General features: G+C 47.5%; 10 protein-coding genes. All 10 read left to right on the top strand.

What is annotated here, in order from left to right; all coding sequences use genetic code 11:
• Positions 1-240: 240 nt before the first annotated feature.
• The 10 genes from Ga0451573_RS16280 to Ga0451573_RS16235 all read left to right on the top strand — a co-directional run bounded on the left by Ga0451573_RS16280 (position 241) and on the right by Ga0451573_RS16235 (position 18385).
• Positions 241-1299, top strand: coding sequence for a stalk domain-containing protein (locus Ga0451573_RS16280; RefSeq protein ID WP_231685215.1), 1059 nt, complete (start codon positions 241-243; stop codon positions 1297-1299).
• Positions 1300-1322: 23 nt separating this feature from the next.
• Positions 1323-2498 carry a copper amine oxidase N-terminal domain-containing protein gene (locus tag Ga0451573_RS16275; RefSeq protein ID WP_231685214.1) on the top strand — a complete coding sequence of 392 codons (1176 nt, stop codon included), beginning with the start codon at positions 1323-1325 and terminating at the stop codon, positions 2496-2498.
• A 226-nt stretch (positions 2499-2724) separates the two neighbouring features.
• Positions 2725-6141 carry a DNA polymerase III subunit alpha gene (locus Ga0451573_RS16270; RefSeq protein WP_231685213.1) on the top strand — a complete coding sequence of 1139 codons (3417 nt, stop codon included), beginning with the start codon at positions 2725-2727 and terminating at the stop codon, positions 6139-6141.
• Positions 6142-6226: 85 nt separating this feature from the next.
• On the top strand, positions 6227-6454 hold the full coding sequence (mtrB, locus tag Ga0451573_RS16265) for a trp RNA-binding attenuation protein MtrB (RefSeq protein ID WP_269438353.1): 228 nt from the start codon (positions 6227-6229) through the stop codon (positions 6452-6454).
• Between the two features lie 137 nt (positions 6455-6591).
• Complete coding sequence (locus Ga0451573_RS16260; RefSeq protein WP_231685212.1) at positions 6592-6789, top strand: glutamate decarboxylase; 198 nt, start codon at positions 6592-6594, stop codon at positions 6787-6789.
• A gap of 200 nt (positions 6790-6989) precedes the next feature.
• Positions 6990-7862 (top strand): acetyl-CoA carboxylase, carboxyltransferase subunit beta, encoded by an 873-nt coding sequence (accD, locus tag Ga0451573_RS16255; RefSeq protein ID WP_231685211.1) that lies wholly within the window; start codon positions 6990-6992, stop codon positions 7860-7862.
• Complete coding sequence (locus tag Ga0451573_RS16250) at positions 7843-8802, top strand: acetyl-CoA carboxylase carboxyltransferase subunit alpha (RefSeq protein ID WP_231685210.1); 960 nt, start codon at positions 7843-7845, stop codon at positions 8800-8802. Before accD ends, Ga0451573_RS16250 begins: the two co-directional genes overlap by 20 nt.
• Positions 8803-8850: 48 nt before the next feature.
• Positions 8851-9813 carry a 6-phosphofructokinase gene (gene pfkA, locus Ga0451573_RS16245; protein ID WP_231685209.1) on the top strand — a complete coding sequence of 321 codons (963 nt, stop codon included), beginning with the start codon at positions 8851-8853 and terminating at the stop codon, positions 9811-9813.
• A gap of 14 nt (positions 9814-9827) precedes the next feature.
• Positions 9828-11579, top strand: coding sequence for a pyruvate kinase (gene pyk / locus Ga0451573_RS16240; protein WP_231685208.1), 1752 nt, complete (start codon positions 9828-9830; stop codon positions 11577-11579).
• Positions 11580-11908: 329 nt separating this feature from the next.
• Positions 11909-18385 carry an S-layer homology domain-containing protein gene (locus Ga0451573_RS16235; RefSeq protein ID WP_231685207.1) on the top strand — a complete coding sequence of 2159 codons (6477 nt, stop codon included), beginning with the start codon at positions 11909-11911 and terminating at the stop codon, positions 18383-18385.
• Positions 18386-18522 lie beyond the last annotated feature (137 nt).

The raw sequence follows: 18522 nt of genomic DNA, 5'->3' as shown, positions 1-18522 counted from the left end.
ATAACCTTAAACATATAATGTAAAATGTGGGCGGTAAATATGCATTCCTGTCAGCATACGCGCCTGGCGGGGAGAACACAGTAATTATTACAAAAACAATACCCAATATTCATAAAAACACAGCAATATCCACAAAAACAATCGCAATATCTTGATAGCATTTATACTTATCAAAATAGTACAATGACTTTAAGTGCAGATTTGTTTTTTCTGTAGAAAACTGTTCGGAAAGGGGGTGTGATGATGAAACAGAGACAGATGTCTCTTTGTACATTACTGGTTTCAGGCATAATGTTATGTAATATGTTCTTTTTCACACCTGTATCAGCGGCTCTTACCTTTCCTATAAAGTATGATCCAATCATCGAGGATCCCTCATTAATAATTGATAATCCTATAATTGATAACCCTATAATTGATAACCCTATAATAATTGACGATTCACTTATCCGTGGGCCTCTAATTGTTGTACCTGCCGCACCATCTGATTTAATAATCGGGGCAACTACTTCCACTGAAATAACCATAGAATGGAGTGACAACTCATCTAATGAAACAGGTTTCACGGTCGAACGGAGGACCGGCAGCAGTAACTGGAGCCAGGTGGGGGAGGTTGGACCAGATGAAACCTATTTTACCAGTGACGAACTTTCTCCTGAGCGGACTTACTACTTCCGGGTTGCAGCATACAACAGTGCCGGCACTTCAGGTTATTCCAACCAAGTATACGGCACTACCGACCAGCCGGCTCCGGTAACAAATATCTATGAGGATAACTCTGAAACAATCATAAATGAAACAGATATAACAAATGAGGCTAATACAACGGTAAATATAAGTGACAGCACAATTACCAACAGCAATATTGCCAGCAACAACCAGGTTAACCAGACAACTACAGTGGCCAACTATAATTCGGCCAGCACGGCTGTCGAGTATGTGAAGATTGTTGTCAATGGTGAGCAGATGAATCCCGGTGATGCCCCGCCATTTATCAATAAGAACAACCGGGTAATGGTCCCGTTCCGGGCCATAGCCGAAAAGTTGGGTGCAGCGGTCCAGTGGGACCCTAGGGAAAGAATTGCCGCTCTCAGCCAGGGGCAGAGAGTTGTCCGGGTTCCTATCGGACAACAGGTTATCGAAGTGGACGGAAACGTGCAGGCAATGGATACCCTGGCTGTTATTAAATCTTCACGTACATATATACCGGTCCGGGCTGTAAGTCAGGCGCTGGGAGCCACTGTGGAATGGGATCAGGCCAACAAAACTGTGATTGTTAAAACGGGTGCCGGGCTGTAAGAAGAAAAAGGGAGATGAAGGTATTGAACAAAAAGGTTTTAAAGAAGAGGGTTCTAAGCCTGGTTTTGGCGCTGGCTTTGGTTATTTCCTTTGCAGTTATGGCCTATGCTGAAGAAACAATTGGTCCTGTTCCGGGAGTTACCGGAGATATAGGAGCAGGAACTACTAATACAACGATCAACAATAACACCACAACCGATAATACCTCGAACATAAATATTAACATATCAGGGAATACCACCATAAATAACAGCAATATCGGCAGCAATAACCAGGTTAACCAGCAGAATACGGTGACAAATACAAATACGGTAACAGTAAAGAAATATGTTACCGTAAATGTTAACGGCGTACCCCTGGAAGCGGATGTCAAGCCGTTTATCAACCAGGACAACAGGACAGTGCTGCCCTTACGGGCGATTGCTGAGGCCTTCGGAGCAGAGCTCCAGTGGGACCCTGCTGCGCAGACAGTTTTACTTACCCTTGGCGACCGGTCTGTAAGGCTTAAAATCGGTGATAAGACCTTTGAGGTTAATGGTCAGGTATTTACCATGGATACCACTGCGTTTATTGAAGGCGGCAGGACATTTCTTCCTGCCAGGGCCATCGCAGAGGCATTGGGATTGACAGTTGGCTGGAATGCCGAAACCGATACAGTTGATATAACTGCACCGGACCAGCCCAACAACGGAACCCAGCCTGCTGCCCCTCCGGCAGCAACACAGCCTGCAAACCCGCCGGCTGCACAGGTGGAAGATACCTCCTGGCAGAATATTTTCCCACTTACGGCTCATAACCGGAATGATAAAATAGACGATGATTCTGACCAGCACATGGAGTCCAATGCTACTCTAAATAGTGCAGGATTTTTACAGGTGACCACCCGGACCTGGACAGATGCCAGGACGTCCGGATTTACCGGAGGAGTTGCAGTAGGTCTTCTTGATGCCAATAATGTTATTATCTGGGTTTCATCACAGCAGAGCTATGGAGTAGATGGTTCGTGGATAGGCACAAATGACCGCACGGAAAACTGGAGTGCAACTGTCCCTCAGGATAAACTGAAAGTAGGGGTTAAGCTTCTTATAGTACATGATCATGCCGGCAAGAACCGCCTGGTAGAGTTTGTCGGCGGGGTCGGTGAAGCAGTTTCAGACGGCGTTGACCTGCTTACACCTGACCTTCCCTGGCCGTTCTAAAATTAGTACGGCAATCGGGCTTCACTAAACTAAAAGTAAGATCTGATCCCGGATAAACCCAAAAGAGCCCTCCTATGGTAAAATAAAAAACTACTATAGGAGGGCATTTGTATGTGGAAACAGACAAAAACATAAACCTGTAGAGGAAATAATACTTTTTAGAGCGAATTATAAGTCAGGGAATTTTACTCTCAAGATATGGCGATTTTAATGGAGGCCAATAATTATGCAGGATTTCGTTCATCTTCATGTACACACCGAATACAGCCTCCTTGACGGGGCGGCCCGCATCAGGGAACTGGTTGCCCTTGCCGCTGAAAGGGGTATGCCGGCGCTGGCCATTACCGACCATGGGGCTATGTTTGGGGTTATCGATTTCTATAAGGCGGCTCACAAAGCCGGCATAAAACCTATCCTTGGCTGTGAGGTCTATGTGGCACCAAGGTCAATGGAGAATCGGGAAGCGGGTAAGGATGATGCCAATTACCACCTGGTCCTTTTGGCTGAAAACGAGACAGGCTACCGCAATCTGCTGAATATAGTTTCCTGTGCCTATACCCATGGCTTCTATTATAAGCCCAGGACCGATAAGGAAGCCCTAAGGAAACACGGCCAGGGGCTGATTGCCCTGAGCGCCTGCCTGGGCGGGGAAGTTGCCACCGCAATCAAGAATTCGCAGTTTAACCTGGCCAGGGAAGCAGCCAGGGAGTATGAAGACATATTTGGCAGGGGGAACTTTTTCCTTGAAATGCAGGAACACGGCTTGGAGGGTCAGCGGGCGGTAAATGCTGAGCTGGTTAAGATAAGCCGCGAACTGGGGATTCCTCTGGTGGTCACTAATGATATTCATTATGTCAAAAAAGAAGATGCCGAGGTCCAGGATGTACTCCTCTGTATTGGAACCGGAAAGACCTTGGGGGACACAGACCGCATGGACTTTGGGACTCAGGAGTTCTATTTCAAGGATGCTGCCGAGATGCGCCTGCTTTTCGGAGAATACCCGGAGGCCCTGGCCAATACGGTGAAAATAGCCGCAAGGTGCAATGTTGCGCTTGACTTTGAACATACTTACCTGCCTGATTACCGGATTCCCCAAGGCCATACTGTGGAAAGTTATCTGGAGGAATTGTGCCTCAAGGGGCTGGCTGACCGTTATCCCGGGGCCGGGCCGGAAGTCAGGGAGAGGCTGGATTATGAGCTTAAGGTAATTGCTGACATGGGGTTCCCCGGTTATTTCCTGATAGTATGGGATTTTGTCAGGTTTGCCAGGGAGAACGGAATTCCGGTAGGTCCGGGGCGCGGCAGCGCTGCCGGGAGCCTGGTCGCCTATGTTCTGGGGATTACTAATGTTGACCCACTTAAATATGACCTACTGTTCGAGCGGTTTCTGAACCCCGAACGGGTGTCCATGCCTGATATCGATATCGACTTTTGTTATGAAAAACGGGAACAGGTCATCCGTTATGTGGTTGAGCACTATGGGGAAGACCGGGTGGCCCAGATTATCACCTTTGGTACCATGGCAGCCCGTGCTGCCATCAGGGATGTGGGCAGGGCGCTGAATATGCCATATGCCGATGTGGACCGGGTGGCCAAGCTGGTGCCTGCGGAACTGGGCATCACCCTTGACCGGGCGCTGGAGAACGGGACTGAACTGCGTCAGCTTTATGACATTGACCCCGGTGTGAAGAAGCTGCTTGATATGGCCAGGGCTATAGAGGGTATGCCCAGGCATGCCTCCACCCATGCCGCCGGGGTGGTGATCGGGAAAGAGCCGCTGACTGCCTATCTGCCCCTGTACAGGGCCACTGACGGTCTGGTGGCAACACAGTTTCCCAAGGATACTGTGGAAGAAATCGGGCTCCTGAAAATGGATCTGTTGGGTCTGAAGACCCTGACCATAATTGATGATGCCCTGACAGTTATCAAACACACCTTAGGTGAGGAGATAGATATTGACAGCATCCCCATGGATGACCCGGCTGCCTTTGAGATGCTGGGGAGGGGGGAGAGTATCGGGGTTTTCCAGCTGGAAAGCTCCGGGATGAGAGCGATTCTTAAGGAGTTAAAGCCAGAGGTCTTTGAAGACATCATTGCCCTGGTGGCCCTGTATCGTCCCGGTCCTCTGGGGAGCGGGATGGTCGAAGACTTTATCAGGCGCAAACACGGCGAGAGCGCGAGTACGTACCTGCACCCGTCATTGGAACCGATTCTGCGGGAGACCTATGGTGTTATTCTGTACCAGGAACAGGTTATGCGGATTGCGGGAGACCTGGCCGGCTTTACCATGGGAGAAGCCGATTTGCTGAGGCGTGCCATGGGTAAAAAGAAACCCGAAGTAATTTCCGGGCTCAGAAGCCAGTTTATTGAGGGCGCCAGGGGAAAAGGAATTGCCCCGGAGATTGCCGGACAGATTTTTGACCTGATGGAGTACTTTGCCGGTTACGGCTTTAATAAGAGCCACAGTACCGCTTATGCCCTGGTGTCATACCAGACTGCTTATTTGAAGGCCAATTATCCGGTAGCCTTTATGGCAGCGCTGCTCACCGGAGCTATCGATTCCGGTGACAAGGTGGCCCTGTATATTGAGGAATGCCGTAAGGAAGGGATTGATGTCCTTCCACCCGATGTTAATGAAAGCCTGGTCAGTTTTACGGTTGTGGGTGACAAGATCCGGTTTGGCCTGGCGGCTGTGAAAAATGTCGGCCGGTCAGCAATTGAGAATATCATTGCCGCCCGCAAAGAGGACGGGCCGTTCGGGTCACTGCAGGATTTCTGTGAACGGGTGGACCACCGTCACGTTACCAAACGGACCTTGGAGAGTCTGATTAAATGTGGGGCTATGGATTCGCTGGGGGCAAAACGCGCCCAGCTAATGGCTGCTACTGACAGATGTATGGATGCCGCCCAGCAAAGTCAGAGGGACAGGGCTAATGGTCAGATATCCCTCTTTGATCTGGGAGAGGACAGTCCTGTTCTGGACAAGACTGCGGAGCCCCTGCCTGATGTTCCTGAGTTCCCTGCCAGGGAGATGCTGGCAATGGAGAAGGAACTTCTGGGGCTGTATATTAGCGGGCATCCCCTGAAAGAATATGAGGGTATTCTCAGGGAAAAGGTTTCCCATAATACGGCACAGCTTGCAGAGTTGGCCGACGAAACCCCGGTTATTATCGGCGGGATGGTGGCAGGGATGCGTCAGATTACCACCCGGAAGGGGGAACCCATGGTCTTTTTAGTCCTGGAAGACCTGCTTGGCAGTGTGGAAGTGGTGATTTTCCCAAGAGTATACAGGGAAAACCGGTTTCTCCTGAAACCTGATGCGGCTCTACTTGTCAGGGGAAGGATCAACTTCAACACCAGGGATGAGCAGGCCAAGGTGATTGCAGAAAAGATTTCCGGTCTTGATGAGAGGCATCCGGCAACCGTTTACCTAAAGGTGCCCGAAGGAGATGGAGAGGACCCGTTATCAGGAATAAAGGAAATTTTGCGCCGTAATCGGGGAGATAACCCAGTAGTACTATACTTTGAATCAAACAAAAAGGTCGTCAAGACGACCAGGGAGTGGTGGGTAGACGGTCGGCCCGGAGCTCTCGCAGAATTGGTCCGGCTCCTGGGTGAGGAGTCTGTATGTCTTAAGGATTAAGGCGTTTGCTGCCAGGGATTTCTTGCAAAGAACCACAAATTGTGGTATCATTACTTTGCCTGAGAATTGATGTGAGGTGAGGAATTTGAAGGAAACACAGATTGTCGGTGAATATATTGTCATTAAGGCCATGGAAAACGGTGTTAATATTATAGGTCTGACGCGAGGGCAGGATACCAAGTTTCATCATACGGAAAAACTTGACAAGGGAGAAGTTATGATAGCCCAATTTACTGAACACACGTCGGCCATGAAGATTCGGGGCAAGGCCCAGATACTGACTAAACACGGCCTGTGCGAGTCAGGTCTTTAGCAATAAATTTGTCCAGGGTTCTGCTCTGGATTTTCTATTTTATTTGTTTAAAAATAAAGGAATATAGATAATACTAGTCGAAGGACTATGAAAGAATTGTTCCATCCCATTGAATGTAGCGGATAGGGGGCTTGGACGTGTGGACAGTAGTCTATATAGCGCCTAATAAATCAGTTGCTGAAAACCTGCAAAGAGTGTTGAGCAATGAAGGCTTGTTAGTTACGTTACGTGCTATTGGATTGCCGCATGGGAACGATACGGGGGCTGTTGAGATACTTGTTCCCGAATCAGAAGTAGATGAAGCTATGGAGATTCTTAACAGTGCTGTAGGATGACCAAACGGCATATACTGATTAAAAAACATTGTGAGTCAACCCTGCCAATGACCGGTACACGATGCTGGCATTGGCGCAGGTTGGCTGTTGTTAATTAAACGCCGGTAAAGATTACTGACCCCAAAAGTACTAGTGGGTGTAATGGGGGCTGTTCAGCCGGCGCTTAGTTTAACAGAGGGAAATGAGGTGCATAGTCTCTGATGTTTAAGGATCTTTTTCGCAAACCGAAATATGTTACCGTACATGCTGATACAGTTAAAAAAGATATGCCTGACGGTTTATGGCAGAAATGTCCTAACTGCAATGAAATTCTTTATGCCAAGGAGCTTGAGAAGGGCCTGAAAACCTGCCGGAAGTGCGGGGGCTACTTCCGTGTCGGAGCCCGGGAACGGATTAAGATAACTGTTGATGAGGGCAGCTTTGTGGAAACAGATGCCGGCCTTCTGTCCACCAATCCGCTTGGATTTGAGGATTACCCGGCTAAAGTTGCCGCTGCGGTGGAGGTTACCAGATTAAATGAAGCAGTTGTGACAGGTGAAGCAGTTGTCGGAGGAAAACCTGTTGTGATAGGGGTCATGGACAATAATTTCATCATGGGCAGCATGGGTTCTGTTGTTGGAGAGAAAGTCACCCGGGCAGTCGAGCGGGCCATGGAGAAAAATATCCCCCTGATTATGTTTACTGCATCAGGTGGGGCCAGAATGCAGGAAGGGGTTATTTCCCTGATGCAGATGGCCAAAACGTGTGGAGCTCTGGCCAGGTTACATGAAGCCGGGCTTTTGTATATAACTGTTCTTACCGATCCTACAACGGGAGGGGTTTTGGCCAGCTTTGCCTCCATGGGTGATATTATCATTGCCGAACCCGGCTCGCTAATAGCATTTACAGGGCCGCGGGTAATCGAACAGACAATGAAAATAAAACTGCCTGAGGGCTTCCAGACGGCAGAATTTATGTTGGATCATGGACTTGTAGATATGGTAGTACCCAGAGCCGAATTAAGGAATACTCTGATTAAAATTCTAGACTTACATATGACCGGAGGAAATGCAGATGCCCAGCATTATGCTTGAGTTTGAAAAGCCTATTTCCGAGCTGGAGGCCAAAATTGAGGAATTAAAAAACTTCAGCAGTGAACAGGGAATTGACCTTGCGGAAGAAATAAAGATAATGCAGGCCAAGGCAGAGGCGCTTAAAAAAGAGATATTTGGCAAGCTTACCCCAGTTCAGCGGGTTACCATTGCCCGGCATCCTGAAAGGCCGGGGACTCTGGAATATATTAAACATATTTTTGAGGAGTTCATCGAATTGCACGGTGACCGCTATTTTGGTGATGACAGGGCCGTTATTGGCGGAATTGCCAGGTTTCGGGGAGTGCCGGTTACGGTTATCGGCCATGCCAAGGGAAAAGATACCAAGGAGAACCTGGCCCGAAACTTCGGTATGCCAAATCCTGAAGGGAACCGCAAGGCGCTTAGGCTGATGGAGCAGGCTGAGAAATTCGGGCGGCCTGTATTCACCTTTGTTGATACCCCGGGCGCTCACTGCGGTATGGGCGCCGAGGAGCGGGGCCAGGCAAGGGCCATTGCGGTTAACCTGACCCGCCTGATGCAGCTAAGGGTTCCTGTAATTAATACGATAATCGGTGAAGGAGGGAGTGGGGGCGCCCTGGCCATTGCGGTGGGTGATCGCCTGATGATGCTGGAAAACTCGGTGTTTTCCGTGATTTCTCCCGAATCCTTTGCTTCAATATTATGGAAGGACCCAACCAGAGCCCAGGAAGCTGTTGGGGCTATGAAGATGACTGCCTATGATCTGGCGGAGTTGGGAATAATTGATGAGATTGTCCCGGAACCTCTCGGCGGGGCTCACCGGAATCCTAAGGAAATAGCTGCCCGGCTGGGGGATAACCTTAAAAAGAACCTTGACAGTCTAAAGGAAATGCCTGTTGCAGAAATGCTGCAGAAAAGATACGAGAAATTCCGTGGCATAGGACAATTTATTTCCGGATAGAATACAGATGACATTCAATGGCCACTGTTAGTTAAGGAGGCTACAGGATTGAAAAAAATCGGTGTTTTAACTAGCGGCGGCGATGCCCCCGGAATGAACCCTGCTATCAGGGCTGTGGTAAGAAAAGCCATTTTCAGCGGGCTGGAGGTTGTCGGAATCCAGCGCGGTTATTCCGGCCTGATTCGGGGTGAATTCAGGGAAATGAACCTGAGTTCTGTGGCAGATATCATCTATCGCGGCGGGACAATGCTCAGGACCGCCAGGTCGGAGAATTTCCGGACCCCGGAGGGGCGTACGAAAGCCGCCGGGAACCTGAGGAGTCAGGGGATTGAAGGTCTGGTCGTCATCGGTGGGGATGGTTCCTTCAGAGGGGCCCAGGCGCTGGGCAGGGAACACGGTATCAGGTTCATCGGAGTCCCAGGCACTATTGACAATGACATTCCCTGCACCGATTATACTATAGGATTTGATACCGCTGTCAACAATGTAGTAGATGCTGTCAACAAGATAAGGGATACGGCCACTTCCCATGAGAGGACTTATGTCATTGAGGTCATGGGACGCAACTCCGGCTTTATTGCTCTTGAAGCAGGTCTGGCAGGAGGGGCGGAGTCTATCCTGATTCCTGAAATGGGTGTCAATATTAATGACATCATCGAAAAGCTTGAGCGGGGCATGCAGCGCGGTAAACTCCACAGTATCATCATTGTTGCCGAGGGGGCAGGCAGTGGAATAGAAATCGGCAGGTTGATTCAGGAAAGGACCGGTTCTGAGACCAAAGTCACCATCCTGGGTCATATTCAAAGGGGGGGAACCCCCACCTCTTTTGACCGGGTTATTGCCAGCAGGATGGGCGCGCTGGCTGTTGATTTGCTGGTCAAAGGTGAAACCGCCAAAATGGTGGGTATGATATCGGGAAGCCTTAAAGATTTTGATATAGATTACGCTTTAAGCCAGGAGAAGACTATTGACAGGTCGGTCTATGAACTGGCAAGTATTCTTGCCATTTAAACGGGGTGGTTACCATGAGACGCACAAAAATTGTATGTACTGTTGGCCCGGCAAGTGATTCTGTGGAGATTCTCAAAGAAATGATTTCCAAAGGAATGAATGTTGCCAGGCTGAATTTTTCCCACGGCAACCATCAACAACACGCCGCCAATGTTGCCTTAATCCGCCAGGCTGCCGGAGAACTGAATGCGGTAGTAGGGATAATGCTGGACACCAAGGGACCGGAAGTTAGGACCGGTATTTTGGAGGCTGACAGGATTACTCTGGAGGAAGGTAAGCGAATAACACTGACCACAGAGGAGATCAAAGGTACTGCGGAGAGGCTTTCTGTCAGCTACCAGGGGCTGCCGGGCGATGTCTGCCAGGGCTCGAAAATACTCATTGCCGACGGGCTGGTAGAGCTTGAGGTCGAGTCTGTAGAGGGGAAGGAAATACACTGCCGCATTGTCAGCGGCGGCGAGATTGGGAGCCGGAAGAACATTAACCTGCCCGGGCAGGTAGTAAACCTCCCTGCCGTTACGGAAAAGGATGTGGCAGACATCAGGTTTGCCGTGGTAAATGATTTCGATTTCATTGCCGCTTCCTTTGTCAGGACCGCTTCAGATGTCCTTCAAATCAGAAAGGTACTGGAGGAAAATGAGTCCTGTATCCAGATCATAGCCAAGATTGAAAACCACCAGGGTGTGGAAAATATAGACGAAATACTGAAGGTTGCCGATGGGATTATGGTGGCCAGGGGCGATCTGGGGGTGGAAACCCCTACTGAAGAGGTGCCCCTGATTCAGAAGATGATTATTGAAAGGTGCAACAGGCTGGGAAAACCGGTAATCACAGCCACCCAGATGCTAGATTCCATGATAAGTAACCCGCGTCCTACCAGAGCAGAAGCTACAGATGTGGCTAATGCTATATTTGATGGGACAGATGCCCTGATGCTGTCAGGTGAGACTGCAGCCGGCAAGTATCCGGTGGAGGCAGTAGCCATGATGGACAGGATTGCCGTAAGGACTGAAAGGGCGCTCGGTTTTAAGGAAATCCTGGGCCGGAAAGAAATTGCCCCAGGACGGACTGTGACAGATGCTATCAGTTATGCCACATCTTCCACCGCCTTCAATCTGGGAGCCACGGCAATCATTACTTCAACAAAGTCTGGCCATACCGCACGGATGGTTTCCAAATACCGGCCCCAGGCGAGGGTTATCGCGGTTACTCCGAAAAAGGAAGTGGTGCGTAAGCTGACCATTGTCTGGGGAGTATCACCATTACTGGTTACAGAGACAGACAGTACTGATGAAATGATAGAGGCGGCAACCAGGGGAGCCCTTGAAGCCGGTCTTATCCATAGTGGTGACCTGGTGGTAATTACAGCGGGAATTCCGGTCGGGGTTCCCGGAACCACTAATATGATTAAGGTTCATATTGTCGGTGATGTAATTGCCAGGGGGACCGGTATAGGGGTCCGGGCAGTAACCGGGACCGTCCGGGTTGTCAAAAATGCGCAGGAAGCTGAACGCGTTATTGCTTCGGGGGATATTTTGGTGACTGCTGCCACTGACAGGGATTTTGTCCCTGCTATGGAAAAGGCCGGTGCGGTGATAACAGAAGCCGGCGGGCTTACTTCACATGCAGCTATTGTTGGCATCAACCTGGGGATTCCGGTTATCGTCGGAGTAGACGGCGCTGCCTCTATTTTGGAGACGGGGATTACCGTTACGGTGGACGGGACCAGGGGACTGATTTACCGTGGGCAGGCCAAGGTGTTGTAGAGGTAAATCCTATATTTGTTGAGTATTAAATTGTAATAAGGACAGGGGTAGATGAATTCCTCCGGCGGACGACAGACTCCGCCTTCCGGAACACATCTACCCCTTGTCTTATCATATTTTTATGACTAAAAATATCACGCAGCCCTCTACATTAGCTGACCTGGCTAAGTGGAGGGCTTTTTAGGTAGTGAAAAAGGAAATAAATAATACAAATTCGTCGAAGTTGCAGGGAAATTGTAGGAGTAAAGAGAAAAAGAACTATTAATGAAAAATTGTGGACGAGATCATTTTCGGGTACAATCATAATTTTATATTAAGGAGAGAGGCACATGATTAAAAAACTTTTAGGAGTAATTCTGGTTTTTTTAATTTGTATGAGTTTCATATATATTGAGAAAGTAAAAGCAGCCGAAATTCCATCAACTAAAGATTATTACTTGGATAACTGGGGTAACTATAATAATAATGATAATTTTATTGTGCCAGATCATTCTGTTCTTATGGTTGGGTGTTATATTTCTGATGGGGTTAACTATGAAAGAGCTGCATTACAATTTGACTTAAATTCAGTTAGCGGGACGATTACAGGTGCGGCATTAAAAATATATATTTCACAAAAAAACGGAAGCCCTGTTGTTAATTTGTATGGCTCAAACAGTGATGCCTGGAGTGAACCCGATACTTCAATCCCTTCTCAAGACTATTCTATAATAACTAATGATAGTAACATAACTCAAGGTCAGTGGAAAGAATTTGATGTAACAGACTTTGTGCTTACACAGGCAGCAGGAGATGGTGTTGCTACATTTGTTTTAACCGGCTATGAAGATGCAACAGATAACGATTTTGCTTTTGACAGCAGGGAAGATTTTAACTATCCACCACAGCTTGTAGTTACTTATGCTACAGATACCACACCACCTTCCATAAGCAGCTTAAGCCCGGCAGATAATGCAGTAGATATAGGGGTAAATGACAACATGGTAATAACATTTGATGAAAATGTTGTGGTGGGAACAGGGAATATAACAATAAAAAGGTCATCAGATGACAGTACAATAGAAGCAATAGATGTAACGGGTGGAAATGTAACAGGTGGAGGAACAGATACGATAACCATAAATCCGAATACTGCTCTGGCAGGAGAAACGGGGTATTATGTACAGATAGATGCAACAGCATTTGATGATGAAACAGGTAACAGCTTCGCCGGAATAGCAGATATGACGACATGGAACTTTACAACAGCCGACGTAACACCACCAACAGTTGTTCTGACTGATAACGAAGCTGATAACATAGTCAAACAAAACGATACAGTAACCATAACAGCGACCTTTAGCGAAGCCATGACAAATGCTCCCACAATAACCATTACCAATGGCGGAGTTACAGGGGCCGCCATGACAGACAGCGGAGACAGCGCTGCCTGGACATATGACTGGACAGTTCCTGCAGGAAATGCAGCTGCAACAGTAACTGTAGCAGGGACGGATTTGGCCGGCAATGCATATGTTGGAAGCGACACTTTAACATTCACAATAGACAATACAGCTCCAAATGGCCTTGCAGTACCATCTATAATCCAGGATCTGGGAGCAAGCGGGTTCGATGGGATTACTAAAGACCAAACCCTTAAAATAGAAGGTACGGCAGAGGCAGGCAGTATAGTAGAGGTCTTTAAAGATGAGGTATCTATAGGTACAACAACAGCGGACGGAAGTGGAAGCTGGAGCTTTGATTATACAGGGACTGCATTACCAGAAGGGACCTATGTGTTCACCGCAGCGGCAACTGATGCTGCGGGTAATACAGGAGCATTATCACCGGGATTCACAGTTATAATTGACCTAACAGCGCCTGAGCCTCCGGTAATAACTTCCTTGGCTGATGATACCGGTGCATCTGCAAGTGATAAAATAACGAATGATAATACTTTGGTATTCTCCGGGACCGCAGAGGCCAACAGCTATATAGAAATATTTAATGCCGATACCTTTGACCCGTGGGGATTAGGCCAAACAGATGAATTTGGCAATTGGAGTGTTGACCTCTCCTCAGACCCGTTTACAACCGGTACATATAATATATTAGCTGTTGCAAGAGATAGCGCCGGAAATCAGAGTAACCCTTCAACAACTTACAGTTTTGCTGTGGACAGAACAGTACCAACAGTTGTCTTGACTGATGACGAAGCTGACAACATAGTCAAACAAAACGACACAGTAACCATAACCGCGACCTTCAGTGAAGCCATGACAAATACTCCTACAATAACTGTTACCAATGGCGGGGTGGCAGGAGCAGCTATGACAGACAGCGGGGACAGCACTGCCTGGACATATGACTGGACAGTACCTGCGGGGAATGCAACTGCAATTGTAACAGTAGCAGGAGCGGATTTGGCCGGCAATGGATATGCCGGAAGCGACACTTTGACATTCACAATAGATAATACAGCTCCAACGGTAACATTGTCGGACAATGATGCTGACGATATAGTTAAACAAAATGAAACAGTAACCATAACCGCGACCTTCAGTGAAGCCATAACAAATACTCCCACAATAACTATTACCAATGGCGGAGTAGCAGGAGCGGCTATGACAGACAGCGGGGACAGCACTGTCTGGACATATGACTGGACAGTTCCTGCAGGAAATGCAGCTGCAACAGTAACAGCAGCAGGTACGGATTTGGCCGGCAATGCATATGCCGGAAGTGATACTTTGACATTTTCAATAGATAATACAGCACCTGTTTTAGTGAGTGTAGTAAGAGACAGTGATACACAGGTAACAGTGGCCCTGAGTGAAGACAGCACTGACATTGCCAAGGCCAATGACGGGGGCTTTACGGTAGAAGAGACAGGAGACCCGTTAACGACATATGCAGTAAGTGGTATAGCCCAGGGTACGGATGCAGGTCATGTGGTGCTGACCGTTGCCGACATGGGTATATCAGCAAAAGAAGGAGTCACGGTAAAGTATACCGCAGGAGGCAATGGGACGGTGCAGGACTTAGCGGGTAATGCCCTGGCCACGGATGCAGCAGGTCTATTAGCTGCTGCATGGGATTCTGCCCCGGCAATGATATCATCAGGGACACTGGCAGCGGACAACTCATACATGGATGTGGTATTCAGTGAAGGAATATATGGAACAGGTGATGGCACTGCAGCCTTAACAGCAGATAAATTAAGTCTTACATTTACGCAAAACGGAGGAACGGCAACAGGTGCAGCAATAAGTTCCGTGAAGCAAAATGACAATGCAGATGAAGGCACAGCATCAGCCCTTACAGGAGGGGAGACAACAGTAAGATTATTTCTAAACATAACAGGAACACCTGACGGAAATGAAACAATAGAGATAACCCCGACAGACGGTGCCTCAGTATATGATGAAGCAGGAAATGCAACAGGAGCAGGGGAAACAACAGGTGTAAAGGCATTGAATGATAAGACACCGCCAACGCTGGTAAGTGCAGTAAGGGACAGTGATACACAGATAACAGTAACCCTGAGTGAAAACAGCACTGACATTGCCAAGGCCAATGACGGAGGCTTTACGGTAGAAGAAACCGGGGATGCGGGTACGACCTATGCTGTAGCTTCCATAGCCCAGGGGGTTGATGCGGCTCATGTGGTGCTGACTGTTGCCGACATGGGTATATCAGCAAAGGAAGGTATAACAGTAAAATACACCGCAGGAGGCAATGGAACAGTACAGGACTTAGCGGGTAATGCCCTGGCCACTGATGCAGCAGGTGTCTCAGCGGCAGGATGGGATTCTGCCCCGGCAATGATATCATCAGGGACACTGGCAGCGGATAACTCTTACATAGATGTAGTATTCAGCGAAGGAATATATGGAGCAGGTGATGGCACTGCAGCCTTAACAGCAGATAAATTAAGCCTTACATTTACTCAAAACGGAGGAACGGCAACTGGTGCAGCAATAAGTTCCGTGAAGCAAAATGACAATGCAGATGAAGGCACAGCATCAGCCCTTACAGGAGGGGAGACAACAGTAAGAATATTTCTAAGCATAACAGGAACACCTGACGGAAATGAAACAATAGAGATAACCCCGGCAGATGGTGCCTCAGTATATGATGAAGCAGGTAATGCAACAGGAGCAGGGGAAACAACAGGTGTCAAGGCATTGAATGATAAGACACCGCCAACGCTGGTAAGTGTAGTAAGAGACAGTGATACACAGATAACAGTGACATTGAGCAAAGACAGCACTGACATTGCCAAGGCCAATGACGGGGGCTTTACGGTAGAAGAGACAGGAGACCCGTTAACAACATATGCAGTAAGTGGTATAGCCCAGGGGGTTGATGCGGCTCATGTGGTGCTGACCGTTGCCGACATGGGTATATCAGCAAAAGAAGGAGTCACGGTAAAGTATACCGCAGGAGGCAATGGGACGGTGCAGGACTTAGCGGGTAATGCCCTGGCCACGGATGCAGCAGGTCTATTAGCTGCTGCATGGGATTCTGCCCCGGCAATGATATCATCAGGGACACTGGCAGCGGACAACTCATACATGGATGTGGTATTCAGTGAAGGAATATATGGAACAGGTGATGGCACTGCAGCCTTAACAGCAGATAAATTAAGTCTTACATTTACGCAAAACGGAGGAACGGCAACAGGTGCAGCAATAAGTTCCGTGAAGCAAAATGACAATGCAGATGAAGGCACAGCATCAGCCCTTACAGGAGGGGAGACAACAGTAAGATTATTTCTAAACATAACAGGAACACCTGACGGAAATGAAACAATAGAGATAACCCCGGCAGACGGTGCCTCAGTATATGATGAAGCAGGAAATGCAACAGGAGCAGGGGAAACAACAGGTGTCAAGGCATTGAATGATCAGACACCGCCAACAGTAAATACTCTAACCCCTGCAGATAATGCCGTAGGTGTAGGAGTGAATAATAACTTAGTGATTACTTTTGATGAAAATGTAGTTGTGGGAGCAGGGAATATAACTATAAAAAAATCGTCAGATGACAGTGTAATAGAAGCAATAGATGTAACAGGTGCAAAAGTATCAGGCGGAGGAACAGATGCAATAACTGTAAATCCTGATTCAACACTGATAAGTGATACTGCTTATTATTTACAGGTAGATGCAACAGCCTTTGAGGATATGGCAGGCAACAACTTTGCAGGCATATCAGATGCAGTAACATGGAACTTTATAACAGCACCCTCAAGTAACGCAGACCTGTCGAGCCTTTCCATAAGCAGCGGCATCCTTACTCCGGCATTTTCCGGTGATACAACAAGCTACACAGCCAGTGTGGCCAACAGTGTATACCAGACTACCGTAACAGCTGCAGTCTATGATGAAACAGCCACAATAAAAGTCAACGGTGCAGCCACAAATAGCGGCGCTCCTTCTGAAGTTATCGGTTTAGATGCAGGTTCTAATTCAGTAGCAGTAGTCGTATACGCTCAGGATGGAGTAACCACTAAAATATATGAAATAACAATTACCAGGGCCAGTCCCCCCAGCAGAAGCAGCAGTAATGATAACAACGATAGTGATCCCGCAGAAGAGGACAGTATAGATGATGTAGGGGATGCTGAAACAACTAATGAAGGAGACCGAACAGTAACCACCGTTACCGTTGATGAAGATAAGATAGAAGAAAAACTTAACCAGGCCGGGGCTAAGGTAAAAATAATTATCCCGGTAAATGACGGTTCTGATGTTGTGGTAGGTGAGCTTACAGGAAAGATCGTCAGGAAAATGGAGGATAAAGAGGCTGTCCTGGAGATAAAAACAGAGAGAGTTATCTATACAATACCTGCCGCCCAGATAAACATTAACGAAATTTCTGCCCAAATAGGAGAGCAGGTAGAGCTTAAAGACATAAAGGTAAAAGTAAAAATTGCTGAACCTGAAGAAGAAATCGTCAGGGTTGTTGAAGATATCGCAGTGAAAGGTAATTACCAGTTGGTAGTCAAGCCTGTTGAATTAGAAATAGAGTGTACCGGTGGGGATAAAACAATTCAGGTATCTAAGTTTAATAATTATGTGGAACGGATGTTTGCGATACCTGAAGGTGTAGATCCTGATAAAATAACCACCGGTGTAGTAGTGAACCCTGACGGGACTTTCTCCCATGTGCCTACGACAGTAATAAAAATCAATGGGAAGTATTATGCCAGGATTAACAGCTTAACAAACAGTATTTATACAACCATTTGGAACCCCAGAAGATTTGCTGATGTAGATAACCATTGGTCTAAAGAGGCCGTTAATGATATGGGTTCCAGACTGGTAATCAGTGGTTATGAGGATGGCACTTTTAAACCGGGCAAAGATATTACCCGGGCAGAATTTGCCGCTATTGTGGTAAATGCCCTTGGATTGAGGGAACCGGCGAAAGAAATAACCTTTAGTGATATTAAAGAAGATAGCTGGTATTATGGAAAAGTAAGTTTAGCTTATGAATACGGTATTGTAAGCGGCTATACTGACGGCAGTTTTAAACCGGATAAAAACATAACCAGGGAAGAAGCAATGGCTATGGTAGCTAAGGCTATGCCAATAGCCAAACTTGATACGGATTTAAATGCAGAAGAAGTAAGTGAGGCTTTAGTGAAGTTTACTGATGCCGGCCAGATAGCCGAATGGGCCAAAGAGTCATCTGCAGCCTGTGTGCGCATAGGCATAATAGGAGGGTATGATGGGAAACTCACACCTAAAGATAAAATAACCAGGGCTGAAACAGCCGTAATAGTAAGGAATGTACTGAAAAAGGCTGAACTTATTTAAGGGTTACAAAGGATGCACCTATGGCGATTGCTGTAGGTGCTTTTTTGTGCTATTTTTATTGCACCAGTGGAGGATAAATTTGGCAGAAATTGTCGCCGGAAGCGAATACAATACCGCTCCGGTGAATAAGGTAAAAA

It is taken from the genome of Phosphitispora fastidiosa (assembly GCF_019008365.1).
GTDB classification, from domain to species: domain Bacteria; phylum Bacillota; class Thermincolia; order Thermincolales; family UBA2595; genus Phosphitispora; species Phosphitispora fastidiosa.
The sequence above is the reverse complement of the archived record's forward strand: the minus strand, read 5'-3'. Positions and strand labels throughout refer to the sequence as shown.

Bases quoted from the DNA above. Each gene is read 5' to 3' on its own strand.
- Ga0451573_RS16250 (WP_231685210.1), top strand. From the start codon at position 7,843: ATGCCCAGCATTATGCTTGAGTTTGAAAAGCCTATTTCCGAGCTGGAG.
- accD (WP_231685211.1), top strand. From the start codon at position 6,990: ATGTTTAAGGATCTTTTTCGCAAACCGAAATATGTTACCGTACATGCT.
- Ga0451573_RS16270 (WP_231685213.1), top strand. From the start codon at position 2,725: ATGCAGGATTTCGTTCATCTTCATGTACACACCGAATACAGCCTCCTT.
- pyk (WP_231685208.1), top strand. From the start codon at position 9,828: ATGAGACGCACAAAAATTGTATGTACTGTTGGCCCGGCAAGTGATTCT.
- Ga0451573_RS16235 (WP_231685207.1), top strand. From the start codon at position 11,909: ATGATTAAAAAACTTTTAGGAGTAATTCTGGTTTTTTTAATTTGTATG.
- Ga0451573_RS16280 (WP_231685215.1), top strand. From the start codon at position 241: ATGATGAAACAGAGACAGATGTCTCTTTGTACATTACTGGTTTCAGGC.